The 16127-nt window shown below is 55.6% G+C and carries 11 protein-coding genes; 6 read left to right on the top strand and 5 right to left on the bottom strand.

Going from position 1 to position 16127, the window contains the following annotated elements:
- Positions 1–181: 181 nt before the first annotated feature.
- Entirely contained in the window at positions 182–724 is a 543-nt protein-coding gene (locus ABEA92_RS27020; protein WP_345688203.1) for an ATP-dependent metallopeptidase FtsH/Yme1/Tma family protein, read from the bottom strand.
- 84 nt (positions 725–808) lie between these two features.
- Here ABEA92_RS27020 and ABEA92_RS27015 point away from each other — a divergent pair, with 84 nt between their 5' ends.
- On the top strand, positions 809–1903 hold the full coding sequence (locus tag ABEA92_RS27015) for a linear amide C-N hydrolase (RefSeq protein WP_345688201.1): 1095 nt from the start codon (positions 809–811) through the stop codon (positions 1901–1903).
- A gap of 192 nt (positions 1904–2095) precedes the next feature.
- Positions 2096–2623, top strand: coding sequence for a hypothetical protein (locus ABEA92_RS27010; RefSeq protein WP_345688199.1), 528 nt, complete (start codon positions 2096–2098; stop codon positions 2621–2623).
- Positions 2624–2795: 172 nt separating this feature from the next.
- Here ABEA92_RS27010 and ABEA92_RS27005 read toward each other — a convergent pair whose 3' ends face one another.
- Positions 2796–3659, bottom strand: a complete 864-nt coding sequence (locus ABEA92_RS27005) for an NADP-dependent methylenetetrahydromethanopterin/methylenetetrahydrofolate dehydrogenase (protein ID WP_345688197.1) — start codon at positions 3657–3659, stop codon at positions 2796–2798.
- A gap of 260 nt (positions 3660–3919) precedes the next feature.
- Positions 3920–5353 carry a Gfo/Idh/MocA family protein gene (locus tag ABEA92_RS27000; RefSeq protein WP_345688195.1) on the bottom strand — a complete coding sequence of 478 codons (1434 nt, stop codon included), beginning with the start codon at positions 5351–5353 and terminating at the stop codon, positions 3920–3922.
- A gap of 353 nt (positions 5354–5706) precedes the next feature.
- Between ABEA92_RS27000 and ABEA92_RS26995 the strand changes: the two genes are divergently transcribed.
- The 4 genes from ABEA92_RS26995 (at position 5707) to ABEA92_RS26980 (ending at position 13614) form a co-directional block, all read left to right on the top strand.
- Positions 5707–7074, top strand: coding sequence for a leucine-rich repeat domain-containing protein (locus ABEA92_RS26995; RefSeq protein WP_345688193.1), 1368 nt, complete (start codon positions 5707–5709; stop codon positions 7072–7074).
- A 68-nt stretch (positions 7075–7142) separates the two neighbouring features.
- Complete coding sequence (locus ABEA92_RS26990; RefSeq protein WP_345688191.1) at positions 7143–7688, top strand: DUF2760 domain-containing protein; 546 nt, start codon at positions 7143–7145, stop codon at positions 7686–7688.
- 431 nt (positions 7689–8119) lie between these two features.
- On the top strand, positions 8120–9904 hold the full coding sequence (locus ABEA92_RS26985; RefSeq protein ID WP_345688189.1) for an Hsp70 family protein: 1785 nt from the start codon (positions 8120–8122) through the stop codon (positions 9902–9904).
- Positions 9905–10080: 176 nt separating this feature from the next.
- Positions 10081–13614, top strand: coding sequence for a tetratricopeptide repeat protein (locus tag ABEA92_RS26980; RefSeq protein WP_345688187.1), 3534 nt, complete (start codon positions 10081–10083; stop codon positions 13612–13614).
- A gap of 994 nt (positions 13615–14608) precedes the next feature.
- On the opposite strand, the gene ABEA92_RS26975 is transcribed toward ABEA92_RS26980, so the two are convergent.
- Both ABEA92_RS26975 and ABEA92_RS26970 read right to left on the bottom strand, forming a co-directional pair.
- Positions 14609–15295 carry a hypothetical protein gene (locus tag ABEA92_RS26975; protein WP_345688185.1) on the bottom strand — a complete coding sequence of 229 codons (687 nt, stop codon included), beginning with the start codon at positions 15293–15295 and terminating at the stop codon, positions 14609–14611.
- A gap of 104 nt (positions 15296–15399) precedes the next feature.
- Entirely contained in the window at positions 15400–15570 is a 171-nt protein-coding gene (locus ABEA92_RS26970) for a hypothetical protein (protein WP_345688183.1), read from the bottom strand.
- Between the last annotated feature and the right edge of the window lie 557 nt (positions 15571–16127).

Genomic DNA, 16127 nt, shown 5'->3' with positions numbered 1-16127 from the left:
TCCAGAAGCAACGTTTCCGCTTGCGTTACCAGGTGTCGCTTGCGTTGCCAGAAATCTCTTGCATCGCCGTTTGTCGAGTGGACCAGAAAACGGACAAAAACTTTGACGGGTTGTTGATTTAGTGAGCCGCGACGCGTCAGCGGCCGGGTCCCACGTGATCCCCGGTGCCTTGCACGTTTGGCTATTTATCATGCGACTTGACGGCCATATTAAAGAAATGCCGAACCGCGCGGCCGCTGATTGTCGTTTTCGCGAGCAGCTCTTCCGCGATCATCGTGATCGCTTTGGCGTGCCCCTCATCACTGAGGATATGGGCGGTTTTGTCGACCAAGCGTCGTTCGATCCGCTCCATCTGCTGTGGCGTGCCGGGACGCGTATGCAGCAACCGTCGGGCGGTACGCAGGTCTTGCGCCGCGCCCGATTCGCAATATTCGCCAGTGATGATCGCTTCGGCAACCATGCCCGCAAACAGAATCAACACTTCGTCCTCGAGCCAATCTCGGCTCGATTTGGTTCGCCCCTTTTGAATCTTGCAGGCCCCCAATCGACCCCCCTCGACTTGCAGTCGACGCGGCGAAATCGTCACCTTGTCGATCGGACGGCCCAGCGACAGCGCCATCACGGCATGCCCCGCTTCGTGATACGCCGTCGCGACCAATGCCGGACTTGGGCTTTGGTGCGACGGGTGATCGGCTTGGTCGCCATGCGGAGGTTCTTGTTTCATTCCTGTAGTGTATCGGACATAATGCGATTCACAAACGCGGCCCGTCTGTCAACTTTCGCTCCCAATGACCAACAGGCATTTGTCATGAAATCACGTCACATTCGAATCTCAATCCTGCTGGCCGCCTTCGTCTGCATGGGGTGCCTGCCGATCCGCAACGTTGCCAATGCATGTACGGTGATGCGATTTTCCTTCGACGGACGGATCGTTGTCGCTCGCAATCATGATTGGTTCTTTGGCGAAGGCTTGTTAGTCGTTAACCCAAGAGGCATTCAAAAACAGGCGATTTCTCCGGTCCAGCCTGCCAAATGGGTGTCCACCTACGGCAGCGTTTCTTTCGTGCAATTCGGACGCGAGATACCGTTTGCAGGTATGAACGAAAAAGGACTGACCGTTGATTTGCTGCAATTGGATCAAGCACAGTTTCCGGTCATCCAACCCGGTAAACACTCAGTGAATGTGGTCCAGTGGGTGCAATATCAACTCGACACCGCCGCGACGGTCGCCGACGTAGTCGCCAGTCTCGAAAAGATTTACCCGACACCGATGGTCCCCAGCATCGAACGCGTGCACTACTTTGTAACGGATGCATCCGGCGACGTTGCGTCGATCGAATTCTTGGGCGGCAAAGCCAACGTGCATCGCGGCAACGAGATCCAAGATTGTGCGCTCGCCAATTCAACCTGTATCGATTCACGAGACGCTTTCCGCCAGCAACGTTGGCGAAACGATAGTGAGCATCGCTACTACCAAGCCGTATGCCAAGTCCAATTGGCGAACGAGGATGCCGCGACGGCGGATCCGATCCAATACGCCCGCCAATCGCTGTCCAAAGTCGCTCAACCTGGTTTGACGCAGTGGAGCATCGTGTATGAGCCCGCCAAAAAACGAATCACTTTCTCGACTCAAACCGCATCGAACCTTCGCACACTCGACCTCGACGACCTCGATTTTGATCCCGCCAGCGATGCGTTGACGGTCGATGTCAACAAAGATGTCGAGGGTGATCTGTTGCCACATCTGAAAAAATATTCCGCGAGTGATAACGCTAGAATCGTCAATTTTGCGTTTGATCAAACGATGCCCAAAAGTTTCGTGCGAACGGCCGTGAAACAACTCGTGCTCGACTATCCGGCCACCTTAAGCGTGGTTGGTGAATCGACTGCGGTGGGCGAATGATTTCAGCGGGAACCGCGGACTTTTGCATGATCACCCCTGTCGAACGATGTTTTCTTGCTGCATTTCTGCGATTTTGCGCCCCTTCGATGCGACAATCAGGCCCTTAGCTAACAGCCGCGTCATCGTGGGGCTGTTATGTTGTTTGTAACCATGAAAGTGACCAGTCCGCTGCGTTTGAGGGAAGGAAGACAAATGTTGGAGAGCTTGGCTTGCAATTCGTGCGGGGCGCCGATGCAAGTGCCCAACTCGGCCCGCTTCATCAAGTGCAATCACTGCGGCGCCCAGTTGGCGGTGCATCGCGAGCATGATGTGACGTTTACCGAAGCGGTAGACAAGCTGACGGAAACCACCAAATCGCTGAGCGATCAAGTCAGCCAGTTGACAGCGAACCAGGAAATCGCAGACCTGGATCGTCAATGGGAGCTGCAACGAAACGACTTTATGATCACGGGGAAAAATGGTCGCACCCATCTGCCGACCGAAGGAACCGCGATGGTAGGCGGCATTGTCGCTGTGGTATTCGGCGGCTTTTGGACGGTGATGGCATTTGCGATCACTTCGCGATCACCGTTTAGCATGGCCAAAATCTTTCCGCTGTTCGGACTGGTGTTCATCGCCGTTGGTCTTTTTGGCGCGATTCACGCCAGCACCAAAGCGAGTGAGTACAAACGCGCTAAACGCCGGTACGAGGCCGAACGTGCGAGATTAAAGCGAAGGTAAGCCGAGGGACGTTGCTCGGCCGTGATCTGTCGAAACTCGTGACGGCTCATTAATTTATTGGAGTTTCCTGCGGCAACGGGTGTAGGATGGACTTCCTAGTCCGTCAATGGTGGATTCGACGGACTAGGAAGTCCATCGTACGAATAAAACAACAAGCCGCCCGCGAGTTCCGCTACGACACGTTCTTGGCGATCGCGTAGATCTCGCTGTAATCGAGCACGCGGTCGTTGGTTTCAAACAGCGACGCAATCGCAGCGCGATGCGTTTTCATCTTCAATCCGCCGACACCGATCGCGCCGTAGACTTTCAATTCGCCGATCGATTTGCTTTTGTCGGTCACGCCGATGCCTTCGATCCCTGCGGGCGGCACCGCATTCAAATCAATTGCCACCCGCAATGACGAGCTGCTTTTCAAAGTCGCTCCGTCGACCAGCTGGACACCCGCCGCCCCACATGCAATCAGAATCTTCGCGTCGGCAAGCAACGCTTTGACATCCTCCGCCCCGCTGGCGGCAGCTCCGCTGACCGAGCCACCTTCGGTTTGTTCGTTGATCACGTTGGCGACTTCGTTCGCCCGTTCCAGCGATCGACTGGTGACCACCACGTTGGCACCATCGGCCGCCAACAGCCGAGCGACTCTCTCGCCGACTGGTCCGGTGGCTCCCATCACGACCGCAGTGGCTCCGGCCAAATCAACTTCGCGGCTGGCGTAAACCACCGCCGCTGACGCCGTCGTGTTGCATCCGTTAGCATCGAGCATGACTGAGTTGCGAACGGGCCCGAAAAAGCAATCTTTGACCTTTCCAAGTAGCGATTGAGCACGTCGCACGTCCGAACCGCCAATAAAGATCGCGGTGTTTTTTAGATCATCGCCGCCGCGAGTAAACATCGCTCCATGAACCAGTGGTGTGACATTCTCCGACGTGACGCTTGCGTGGCTCAGCAATGCGTCCACTCCCGAATCGTACGCCACCACACTATCGAACGTGCTGGCGTGAGCATCCGTGTCGAGTTGGATCAAAATCTTACGGGACATGATGGACTTTCTTCGTTGAGCGGTGTGAGGCACATTTGCATCGTGGCAATTAGAATCGCTTGCCGCATTGTTGGACAACCAGTCCGTTGGGCAACCAGTCCGGATTTTGAACGGTAGGAAATCGTCGCGAAACCTGTGGCGTGATTCGCGATGATAGGACGGCGGACTCGCTGGAAGCCGATCCCACAACCGAACGAAAAAACCGCACAGGCTTTTGCGGCCTGCGCGGTTTCTAGATTAGCTCAAATCAACGCAGTGATTTAGCGGTTTGCGGTCGCTGCGATTTTGGGAATTTCCCAGCCCTTGCGATATTCACGTTGCACGAATTGGTTGACTTCGGGAACGTTAGTGCTTCGCATCGTCTTGGCGTCCCATTCGATTCGCTTGCCTTCGCCTGCTCGCAGTGCGAGGTTGCCGACCAAGATGGTTTCGGTCAAGCGGCCTGCGTAATCGAAGTTTGCCATTGTGCCAGGCTCGTAGTCGCCCTTGACCGTTTGCACAAATTCCCACTTTTGACGCTCATCGCCACCGCCCTTGTATGGGATGCGTGGCAACGTTTGTGCTGGTGGTTTGAAGTCAACGAATTCACCACGTGGCAACAAGATGTACTGGGCACCGTAATCATCCGGTGAAAACAGAACGCCCTTAGTTCCGATAAGCACGGCACCACTGGTTTTGCCACCACCGGATCGTTGGTTAGCAATCTTTTTCTGGAACGACTCAGGCAATTGACTGATGATGTCGTCCGATGGCAATTCACCGCCGTCGTACCAATGGAACTTGCAAGCCGCCAAGCCATCACGCTCAGGGAACTCGAACATCAACGCCGAGCTGGCGGGGAACGTTTCGCCTTCGAAGATACCGGGGTTCTTGACCGCGGTCACCGCAACGGGATCCCACAAATTCAATGCCATCACCGACAAATTGGTCGTGTGGCAAGCCATGTCGCCGAGTGCTCCGGTACCGAAGTCGACCCAACCACGCCAATTGAACGAGTGGTATTCGCCTTTCTTGAACGGACGCATCGGTGCTGGGCCGATCCAAGCATCCCAGTTCAAATCTTCTGGAATCGGATCTTCGCCGGCCGGACGTCCCTTGCCTTGAGGCCAAACGGGACGGTTGGACCAAATATGGATTTCGGTGACGTCACCGATCACGCCGCTGCGAATGACTTCGACTGCTTCTCGCATCCCGTCAGCCGAGGTGCCTTGGTTACCCATTTGGGTGACCACTCCCATCTCCGCAGCGGTCTCACGCATCAAACGAGCTTCGCTGATCGACCATGTCAGAGGCTTTTGGCAATAAACGTGTTTGCCCATCTGCATCGCACGAACCGCGGCCGCAGCGTGAGTGTGGTCAGGGGTGCTGACGGTCACGATGTCGATCTTGTCGCCAAGTTTGTCGAGCATTTCGCGGAAATCGGTGAATTGTTCTGCGTCTTTAAATTCACGCCCCTTCTTTGTCAGCGTGCCGCCATCGACGTCACATAGACCGACGATGTTGACGCCTTGTTCGCCGATGTGACTGGTATCGCTGCCGCCTTTACCGCCAACGCCGATACAGGCCGCCGAAAGTCCTTGCAGTGCCGAATCCTGGCCGTGGCTAATTAGCGAAGTTCCCGACCAAAAACCAACGCCCGCTGTTAATGCGGCACTTTGGCCAATAAAGTTTCGACGTGTTGTTTTCTTGCTCATCTAAGGTCCTTAAGGAGGGAAGTAACAGGATGGGGTAGGTTGAGAGAATGGGGCGTTAAACCGCCACGCTACCATAACAACGGCAGCTCACGGCGGCAACATTTAACGATTATAGCATTTTACGCCGACGTAACGTGATTGCCACAAACAGCCTCACACTTTAGTATTTTCCCCTGCAAAACATTGAAACTAAGGTTGTTTGTCAGACGGTCACCGCTCGGTCGGATCACCGATCGGTCAGCTCACCGATCGTTGGTTTCACCTTTGACGAAACGGACTCCCTTTCGGCAACGTGCCATTTCGATAAAATGGAATCCCCCCCTCCTTCCCTCTCTCAGTCACGAGTAGCTTCCATGACTCAAAAACACTCCTTCGACACTCGTTTTCATCCCATCGCTGCAGCACGATTCGTCATGTTGCTGACCGTTGCCATGCTGATTGGATGTTCGCGATCGGATTCCGATGGAGTGAATTCGCAGTCACAACCGGGCGACTCGGCGGCCGTTTCGCAGCCTAAAAAGGCTCCGGTCATCGCAGACAACGACGAGGATGTCGAGGCGTTGGAGGAAGCGGGATATGTGTTGGAGAAAAACCACGCGGGTAACGTGGTCGAACTCGCGGTTTCAAGCGATGTCAGCATCGCCGACTCGCTGCCACATCTGCGAGGCCTCCCCAGCGTCGAGGTGGCGATCTTTAACGGTCCCGGCGTTGACGACAAAGGCATGGCGGCGATCGAGTCACTCGGCAAACTCAAGCGTTTGACCTTGACCGATTCGGCAATCAGCGACGTGACGCTGCAATCGGTGGGCAAACTCGAAAATCTCGAGGCGTTGTTTCTGCGTCGTACCGGAGTGACCGACGAAGGTCTCGCCCATTTGACGCCGCTGAAAAAGCTGCGTGCGATCGATCTGCGTAACACCAACATCGCTGACGCGGGATTGGACTCGTTGGCCAAAATCAAGTCGCTCGCAGACATCCAGCTCGAAAAATCGAAGGTGACCGACGAAGGCGTCGCCAAACTCGATGGACTTTCGCTTAAATCTTTCAACGCCAACTACTGCACGTCGATCAGCAACAAGTCGCTCGAAGTGCTGGGCAAAATGAAATCACTCGAATCCATCCAACTCGACTACACCAAGATCGACGATGAAGGGATGCCGGCGCTCGAGGGTCTGACCAAATTAAAACGACTTCGTATTCGTGGTTCCGATGTGACCGGTGAAGGACTTAAATCGATCGCGGACCTGAAAACGCTCGAACGATTGGAACTTCGCGACACCTCGCTCGATGACGATGGAATGAAAATCATCAGCGAACTGCCCAACGTCAAATTCCTCGACATCAGTGAATGTCGGCTGGTCAGCTCCGAAGGCCTGCAAACCATCGGCGGTTTGACCAAGCTAACCTACCTCGGGCTATGGGAAACCAAAACCGATGACGAGGCGGTCAACGCGTTTGGCAATTTGACCAATCTGACGGAACTCAATTTGATGTCGACGAAGGTTAGCGACGAGTCGGTCGACACGCTGATGAAATTGCAAAACCTCGAACGTTTGAATGTCGCCGGCACAAGGTTTACGGACGAAGGCTTCAGCAAACTCGCCTCGCTTCCAAAACTGAAGTACATCAATGTCGCGAACACCGACATCGGCTTCCTGTTGGTCGAAGAGCTGAACGAAAAATATAAAGATCTGAAAATCGCCGAGAGCGAAAACGAGTAACCCCGGGATAGGCGTCTAGCCTGTCATCACGACACCTTTGTACGGCCTTATTTTTAGGGACATGTAGGATGGGCTTAGGAATCGCCTTTCGAGCGTTCTCAGCAGCACTTTTTGACAACCAGGCTTCCGAACGAATTCGTCAGGCGTTACAGCCCGAGTCGTCGCCGGAAACCGAACCGAAATTATTGCCGAAAACGGAACCGCAGCCCGCCGCGGCCGCTCCACCGCCGGCGGCAAAGCCCGTGCGAAGCGATGCGATCACGTTGCTGTCGGCGCTGCAGCGCGAGGCCCGCTTTGTTGATCTGGTTCAAGAGGATCTGACCAAGTATGCCGACGCTCAAGTCGGCGCAGCCGCCCGACCCTGTTTGCAACAGTGTGCATCGACGTTGGCCCGATTCTTTGAACTCGCGCCCGTCAGCGATGTGGGCGAAGGGGCTCAGTTGGACGTTGGCGAAGACGGATCGCCCGAACGCTACCAGTGGATCGGCGAAGGATCGGCGACCTCAGGCAAACTGATCCACCAAGGCTGGCAAGCGACCAAGGTGGAATTGCCGACGTACCGCGGCAGCGAGCGTGACGCCAACGTGATCGCACCGGCACAAGTCCAGCGTTAGTAAGCCACTCGTTTCTTGACTTCTGCCCAACGCCGTGAACGATCTTTTTTAAGCCTTCGTGCGTCTGTGGCGTTGCGGAAGTCGCGGGCGGCTTGTCGATTTAGTCGTACGATGGACTTCCTAGTCCGTCGAATCCACCATTGACGGACTAGGAAGTCCATCCTACACCCCTTGCCGCAGGAAACTTCGCTAAATCAACAAGCCGTCGACGACTTTCGCTACCGGAAAATTCAGGGTTGATATAGGACTCGGTTTGCCAGCGTTGCCTGATAGAGGCCGAGATCGGGTCATAATCGCGTGCTAATGGACACCTCCGCCGCTTCGGCAAAAGGGCACGTTTGCACGCTTCGATTTTGCGTCGACAATACCACCGCAGGGGCCATCGCGCTCGCGTCTTCTCTCTCTCGATTGACTCCACAGACTATTCCAATATGAACGCCCGCTACAGTATCGGAATCGACCTCGGCACCACTAATTCGGTGGTGGCGTTTTGCCCGTTGGACGCCCCCGACGATCTTCAACTGATGAAGATTCCGCAATTGGTCCAACCGGGGCAAATCGAAGCCCGTGAATCGCTTCCGTCCTTCTTGTACCTGCCACGCGAATCCGAAGTCGACTCGCTACGCACCGCCTATAACCCGGATCCCGCTGGTGGAGTCGTTGGTGCGTACGCCCGATCTCAAGCCGCCGACAATCCGCAGCGAGTCGTCGTCGCCGCTAAAAGCTGGCTCTGCCACAGCAGCGTCGGTCGCACCGATGCCGTGCTGCCTTGGCAATCACCACCCGAAGTCAATAAGGTGTCGGCGTACGAATGCACCGTCCGCTTCCTGTCACACCTGGTCGCCGCGTGGAACGAACAACACGACGACGCTCCGCTGCGCGAGCAGCAGGTGGTGCTGACCGTTCCTGCGTCCTTTGCACCGGCGGCACGTGAATTGACGCGGCAAGCCGCCGTGGCGGCGGGGCTGCCCGAAACCTTTGTCTTGCTCGAGGAACCGCAAGCCGCCGTGTATCGATGGCTATCGGCCCAGGGTGACGATTGGCGTCAAACGCTGCATGCCGACGATGTCATGTTGGTCGTTGACGTCGGTGGCGGGACCACCGACCTGACACTTGTGTCCGTCTCACAGAAAGACGGGGAACTGAACCTCGAGCGGCTTGCAGTCGGAAACCACTTGCTGCTCGGGGGTGACAACATGGACCTTGCGCTCGCACATTTCGCCAGCACCAAGTTCGCGGAATCAGGCCACGATTTGGATCCCTGGCAAAGCGTGGCACTATGGCACGCGTGTCGCGATGCCAAAGAGCAACTGCTGTCACCCGATGGCCCAGAACAACAAACCGTCTCGGTGTTGGGACGCGGCAGCTCGCTGATCGGTGGCACGATATCCGCCGAAATTGGCAAGGCGGAAACTCAGCAGTTGATCGTTGAAGGTTTCTTCCCGAAATGTGACGCCGCAGCGCGACCCGAACACAACGCGGCATCGGGGTTCCAAGACATCGGACTTCCCTACGAAGCCGATGCGGCGATCACCAAACATGTGGCTGCGTTTTTGGCAGCCCAGTCGTCCGACGAATCGAGCGCCAACGTGACGCCAACGCACGTTCTGTTCAATGGCGGCGTTTTCCGTAGCGAAACGCTTCGCACCCGGATGCTGGACACGCTGAACAGCTGGTACGATGACGATCCCGTCGTCCTTGGTGGGCTTGATGATCTGGATACCTCTGTCGCGATGGGCGCCGCGTATTACGGATTCAGCAAGCAAAGCGGCGGAATTCGCATCCGCGGCGGAACGGCCCGCTCGTATTACGTGGGCATCGAAACCGCCGGATTGGCGATCCCCGGCGTACCGCGACCGCTGCGTGCGTTGTGCGTTGCGGCTCGCGGGATGGAAGAGGGCACCGAAACCGAAGTACCAAGCGAAGAAGTCGGAATCGTCGTCGGAAAACCGGCTCAATTTCGTTTCTTCAGCTCCGCAGTCCGCTCGGATGACCAAGCCGGGTCGAAACTCGATCGCTGGAGTCCCGAGGAAGTCGTCGAGATCGAACCGATCACCGTCCATCTGACCTCCGAATCAACTTCGGGCGAAGCGTTCATCCCTGTAAAATTCGCCAGCCGGATCACAGAATTGGGGATGTTCGAGTTGTGGTGCCATAGCACACGCGGCGACGAAAAGTGGAAAATGGAATTCAACGCCCGCGAATCCGCTAAATAGACTCCCCAATTCGCTACATCGACTCGAGAATTGGCCCAATCGCTCCGTAAATTGGCCAACCGCGAATTGGGCGGGACACGTTTTGCAGGTAACATGATTGCCGCCCAACGGTCGGTGCTGCCGACCAATCTAAACCGGCGATCCCCAAGTGCCACCATTCGCAACGGATAACGGACGTGTCTCAATCGAATCCATTTTCGGAACAATATCCCGCTCATCAACCGGATCCGGCATCACCATCCACCAAACGCGTGTTGATCATTGTTGCGATCATCATGGCGGCGATGGCCCTGTTTTGTGCTGGATTGGGCACCATCGCCTACGTTGCCATGCAGCGAATGGCACGACCGGCAACTGAGGTGGAACTGGCAGCACGCGAAGATGCATTCCAGCAGGACGCGGTCGATTTCAATCGGTCGCTGGACCGTTTACTCGATGAAAAACAAACGCAATCCACTTCTTCGATTGACCCGGCGATCGAAGATTTTGTCAACGCCAGCAACGCCAGACTGGAAAACGGCGATGACGTCCCCTTTAGCTTGACGATGTTTATCGAAGCCGTTGCGATGAGCAACGAGAGTGGCGGTTCACTCAGCATCATCGATCGTTTGGCACTGCGAAACTGGCTGACGCAATTCCAACCGAATCCCGATGCAATCTCGGGTGAAGTACGTATCCTCGATGTTCGCATCGACTCGACTGGCAAACTCGCCGTCGTCGACCTGATGGGTTATTCCGATGACGATCAAGTCGAATCGTTGCAGTGGTTCTTAGTTTACGAAAACGGCAAGTGGAAATTTTATGACTGGCAGCGGCTCGAGTTTGGCCGGCGGCTATCGGATGAATATGCCTCGTACCTACATGGCGATCCGCCACTGGACGAAGGTTACGACAATGCGTTGGCTGAGTTAAGCGAAGCAGAAATCGCATGGTATGACGACGACCTCGAGCGAGCGAAGCAAATCATCCGGAAAGCGGAAATGATGCCGATGTTGCCGCAAGACCGTCCGGTGCTGCGATTACAAGCCGCGTACACGTGGATGCGGCTAGAGCAATACGATGAAGCCGTACGCGTATTAAAGTCCATTGAATCGCCCAACTCGATGTGGGGCGTGTGGCCATCGCTAGCGGTCTGCTATTACAACCTCGCCGAGTACGATCTTGCGCTGCAAGCAGTCAACCAGGCTCAGAAACAATCGCCAAATCATCCCAACGGATTCTGGATCGGATCGTTGATCTATGACGAACTGGATCAAAACGAAAAAGCATCGGTTGCGGCAATCCAGGCACTTCGCGTCTGTCCCTTGGATTCGGTCATCTTCTACAACGCGATCGCCCAGGCACGCCCGCAGGACGTTGCCAAAATCATCGATATCATTGCCGAGCACGACGAACAATACCAATGGACACAGCTGCTATCGCAAACGTTTCGCAAGTCCTCTGAATTGCCCCAGGCGATCGTCGACGAACTCAAAGGTCGATCCGATGTACCATCAGGGTTACTGGAAATTGCCTTGGGCAATTTGGCCTGGAGTCACGATCAACTCGACGCCGCCGCTGCCCATTTCTTAGCAGGCAAAAAGAACGCGGAATCCGATTACCTCAAGACGATTGCGACTGAAAATCATCTCGATGTCCGTTTGGAAAACGATGACTTCGATCAACTGTTTGCCGAATCACCTCCCGATGATGACTTGTTGCGCAGCCTAGTCCTGCGAGCTTACGATGATTCGCTGTACTGCGATCTTGATAAATTGCTCTCGGCGTTAAAGTCGGACAGCCCACTTAGCCATAACGGTTGGCACACCGCGCTATCCGCGTGGGCGAACTACACCAACGGTGACTACGAACAAGCAGTGACGTCGTTCGACGCTTTCCTGGCTTGGCGGAACTCGGTCGACTCCCAGCCAACAAACGAATCGCAAAACACCGAGCCGTGGGAAGCGACAGACGAGTTGGACGAGGCGACAGAAGACGAACTCGACGACGACAGCTGGCTTGACGATGTCACGGCGGACTATCTCGTCGACTCGCTGCTGGAACTCAATCGTCCTCTCGAGATCCTCCAGCGATGGCCCGACGATGCCGCCAAACACAATCGTGTGGGCAGCTTTCTGCTACTGCGTACCAATTCGGCACTGGTCGATCGCTTCCTTGAATCCACCGCCACAACCCACTCGGATTCGGTTCGCCTCCAGCGACTGCGTATCCAGGCCGCCGAGGCGACGGCGAACAAAGAAGCCGAACAATCCATGACCTATCATCGCCAAGCGATTGATTTGGGGTCCTCGGTATACGAGGCCGACGAAAGCTATTTCGTTAACGAACTAATCCGCCAATTTGCGAGTGATCTGGTCTACGCCCATGCGGTTCCAGCCGACACCACGCTTGACGATCTCGATTTCGAGGACACGATCGATCTGGATGTTTTGACAAGTGCCGCCATTCGTGAGTCCATCCGGATCGCGGACGACAACGAACTCGCCGCTTGGCTGCAACGTGCGGAACAATTGCCGCAACATTCGGACAATCTCGATCCCGGCTTGCAATCCGAAATCGGTGATTACTACCTCAGCATCAACCGATTGCAGGATGCGATTGACGCCTACCAAAGGAGCGTCGAACACTCGGGTGATGATTCGTGGAGCCTTCCGCAACGGATCGAGGATGCCGTCGCTGCGATGGTTCGTGCTGGGCAGGTCGACGAAGCCAAACAGTGGATTGCGGCAAACCCAATTCCCGATAGTGAGGTGGCTGATCAAGCCGTCGTTGACATCGCCAACGGCGATTTTGCGTCACTACAAAGCCACCTTGATGCAGCCGTAAAATCGAGTGCAACCGGATGGCTGCAGCGTCGATCCAGCACCATTGGATTGAACCGTGATGTAGATTCGCCCGAACTAGCCGATTTGATCCGGCAATATCCGCTTCGAATTCCCTATATCCTGGTCGATTCTGCAGGCGAACTCTTGCGTGAACGCGATGCGTCATTCGAGCCGCAACCATTAGCCGATGCGTTGGAATCCGTCTTGGGTGAATCCTTTACCTTCGAATCCGTCAAACACGAAAATCGTCGCGATAAGAATGCTGACACCCAAGCGTGGCTATTTCAGTCAACTGCAGGTCAACGGATCCTAATCAGCTGGCGTGAACGCCAATACCAAACTGACAATTTGCCCGGTGGGCTTGGCGATTCCTTGAGCACGCCGGTGATGGCAACCAAAATCGCCATCTTGGACGAGCAAGCGAACTCGTTATTGCGATTGTTTTCGATTGCATCCGAACTCGCTGGCCAAGACGCCAAGGCGTTCCGTTGGTCCGGTGGCGACGAAATCTGGTCAGGGCCTAAGTTACAACAACAATTAGCGTGGACCGATCGAGTTCCGGTGCAACACGCGGTAAAAGCCCCACCGTTGCGGGAAGCCCCGTCCACGGATGACGACGAACATTCGGAATACGAGTTCATTGGCATCGATGAATGGGAGCAGCACCTTAAAGACGCTGGAGGAACCTTCACAGCGACGCTGGATCTGTACGCGAACGGAGTTCGCGAATCGATTCCATGCACCATCAATCAAATCGACGCCGACGAATACGACATCTACATCTCGGTCGCTCGTGACAGCGTACTAGTACCATTCATCAAAACGGGGTTCACATACACCTGTGGCCCAAGCAACCTGTCGTTGCCCAAGACCAAGCCCAAATAAGCGTCCCCTACCGTGGTCCGGGCGTAGCAAAACTCGTCAAGAGTTTCGAAACCACGATCAGGCCCCCATTGTCGGCCAGCTTTCCAAGCTGGAACCGCCACCGTCCAAACGCACCATGATCGACGCACGCAATTCTCTCGCTCCGACACTCTAATCACTGCGCAACGCAATCGGCTTGGAAAGCCGAGCGACAATGATGCCCGTAGCGAAACTTGTCAAAAGTTTCGGCACCCCCCATTGTCGGCCAGCTTTCCAAGCTGGAGCCGTCACCGCCCAAACGCCCCATGATCGATGCTCGCGGTACTCTCGCTCCGACACTCTAATCACGGCGCAACGCAATCGGCTTGGAAAGCCGAGCGACAATGCACCGCGTAGCGAAACTTGTGGAAAGTTTTGGCACCCACCATCGTCGGCCAGCTTTCCAAGCTGGAATCGCTACCGTCCAAACGCCCCATGATCGATGCTCGCGGTACTCTCGCTCCGACACTCTAATCACGGCGCAACGCAACCGGCTTGGAAAGCCGAGCGACAATGCACCGCGTAGCGAAACTTGTCAAAAGTTTCGGCACCCACCATTGTCGGCCAGCTTTCCAAGCTGGAACCGCCACCGCCCAAACGCACTATGATCGACGCACGCGATACTCTCGCTCCGACACTCTAATCACGGCGCAACGCAATCGGCTTGGATAGCCGAGCGACAATGTTCCCCGTAGCGAAACTTGTCAAAAGTTTCGGCACCCACCATCGTCGGCCAGCTTTCCAAGCTGGAACCGCCACCGCCCAAACGCCCCATGATCGACGCACGCGACTCTCTCGCTCCGACACTCTAATCACGGCGCAACGCAATCGGCTTGGAAAGCCGAGCGACAATGTTCCCCGTAGCGAAACTTGTCAAAAGTTTCGGCACCCACCATCCCGGCCAGCTTTCCAAGTTGGAACCGCCACCGCCCAAACGCCCCATGATCGACGCACGCGATATCCTCGTTCCGATACTCTAATCACACCGCACGCAACCGGCTTGGAAAGCCGAGCGACTATGTTCCCCGTAGCGAAACTTGTCAAAAGTTTCGGCACCCACCATTGTCGGCCAGCTTTCCAAGTTGGAACCGCCACCGCCCAAACGCACCATGATCGATGCCCGCAATTCTCCCGCGCCGACAATCCAACCACACCGCACGCACTCGGCTTGGAAAGCCGAGTGACAATGTTCCCCGTAGCGAAACTTGTCAAAAGTTTCGGCACCCACCATTGTCGGCCAGCTTTCCAAGCTGGAGCCGTCACCGCCCAAACGCCCCATGATCGATGCACGCGATTCTCTCGCTCCGACAATCCAACCACACCGCACGCAATCGGCTTGGAAAGCCGAGCGACATTGTTCCCCGTAGCGAAACTTGTCAAAAGTTTCGGCACCCCCCATTGTCGACCAGCTTTCCAAGCTGGAACCGCCACCGCCCAAACGCCCCATGATCGACGCACGCGATTCTCTCGCGTTAACAATCCAACCACACCGCACGCAATCGGCTTGGAAAGCCGAGCGACAATGTTCCCCGTAGCGAAACTTGTCATAAGTTTCGGCACCCACCATTGTCGGCCAGCTTTCCAAGCTGGAACCGCCACCGCCCATACGCCCCATGATCGATGCACGCGATACTCTCGCTCCGACACTCTCCCCATCGCTCACGCCAAAGGCTTATTGATTTACTGAGCCGAGACGCGTCAGCGGCCGGGTCCCAGGCACCACCCGCTGCCTTACGGCTCACCGATACGATTTGCATTTGGACAAAATCAACAAGCCGTCAAGAGTTTCAGCTCATTCGTCGCATCAACTTCTTGTAACACAACAACAGCGATCGCCTTCCTGATGCAGCGCACCACCGGAAAAAGCAAAAGGTTAAAAGATGGAAGGTTAGAAAATAGCAACGACGCCAGCGTTGGAAATGAAACGGGAATCGCCATGGCACTCTCATTTTTCTGTCGCGCCCATTTTTCTGTCTACCCATTGTTCGAGCAACGACCGAACCAAATTCGCCGTCGCTCTAGCACTGAGTAACAATCCGGTGCTCTGGACAACGTATCGTTCCTACGTGGCCACAATTGGCAAAGCAGGTCAGCCGCGACAGCGGCGGCAGCACTTAGCCCCATGCGTAAGCATGGGGTTTCGGAATCGACAACACCGCCTTGCCGCGGGAGCGGCGGCAGCGATCGACTCATTGCCTAAAGGACGAAGCAAATTGACGCCCCCTGAGCTCAATAAAACGACGTCCGCTGACGACAAAATCAGGCAAAAAAATGGGTGACAAAAAGATGAAGCCCGAACAACCGGCTTTTCGCTTCACGTTATTCCCGATCGATCTCCACCATCAATCTCTCGGCCCATCACCCGCCGAGCACTCCTCACTCCTCACTCCTCACTCCTCACTCCTCACTCCTCACTCCTCACTCCTCACTCCTCACTCCTCACTCCTCACTCCTCACTCCTCACTCCTCACTCCTCACTCCTCACTCCTCACTCC

Source organism: Novipirellula caenicola (assembly GCF_039545035.1).
Lineage (GTDB): Bacteria > Planctomycetota > Planctomycetia > Pirellulales > Pirellulaceae > Novipirellula > Novipirellula caenicola.
Note: the sequence above shows the minus strand (reverse complement) of the source record. Positions and strands in the feature narration are given on the sequence as shown.

Excerpts from the sequence above, each read along its gene's own strand:
- ABEA92_RS27015 (WP_345688201.1), top strand. The coding sequence starts at position 809 with ATGAAATCACGTCACATTCGAATCTCAATCCTGCTGGCCGCCTTCGTC.
- ABEA92_RS27000 (WP_345688195.1), bottom strand. The coding sequence starts at position 5,353 with ATGAGCAAGAAAACAACACGTCGAAACTTTATTGGCCAAAGTGCCGCA.
- ABEA92_RS27020 (WP_345688203.1), bottom strand. The coding sequence starts at position 724 with ATGAAACAAGAACCTCCGCATGGCGACCAAGCCGATCACCCGTCGCAC.
- ABEA92_RS27010 (WP_345688199.1), top strand. The coding sequence starts at position 2,096 with ATGTTGGAGAGCTTGGCTTGCAATTCGTGCGGGGCGCCGATGCAAGTG.
- ABEA92_RS26985 (WP_345688189.1), top strand. The coding sequence starts at position 8,120 with ATGAACGCCCGCTACAGTATCGGAATCGACCTCGGCACCACTAATTCG.
- ABEA92_RS26995 (WP_345688193.1), top strand. The coding sequence starts at position 5,707 with ATGACTCAAAAACACTCCTTCGACACTCGTTTTCATCCCATCGCTGCA.
- ABEA92_RS27005 (WP_345688197.1), bottom strand. The coding sequence starts at position 3,659 with ATGTCCCGTAAGATTTTGATCCAACTCGACACGGATGCTCACGCCAGC.
- ABEA92_RS26990 (WP_345688191.1), top strand. The coding sequence starts at position 7,143 with ATGGGCTTAGGAATCGCCTTTCGAGCGTTCTCAGCAGCACTTTTTGAC.
- ABEA92_RS26970 (WP_345688183.1), bottom strand. The coding sequence starts at position 15,570 with ATGGCGATTCCCGTTTCATTTCCAACGCTGGCGTCGTTGCTATTTTCT.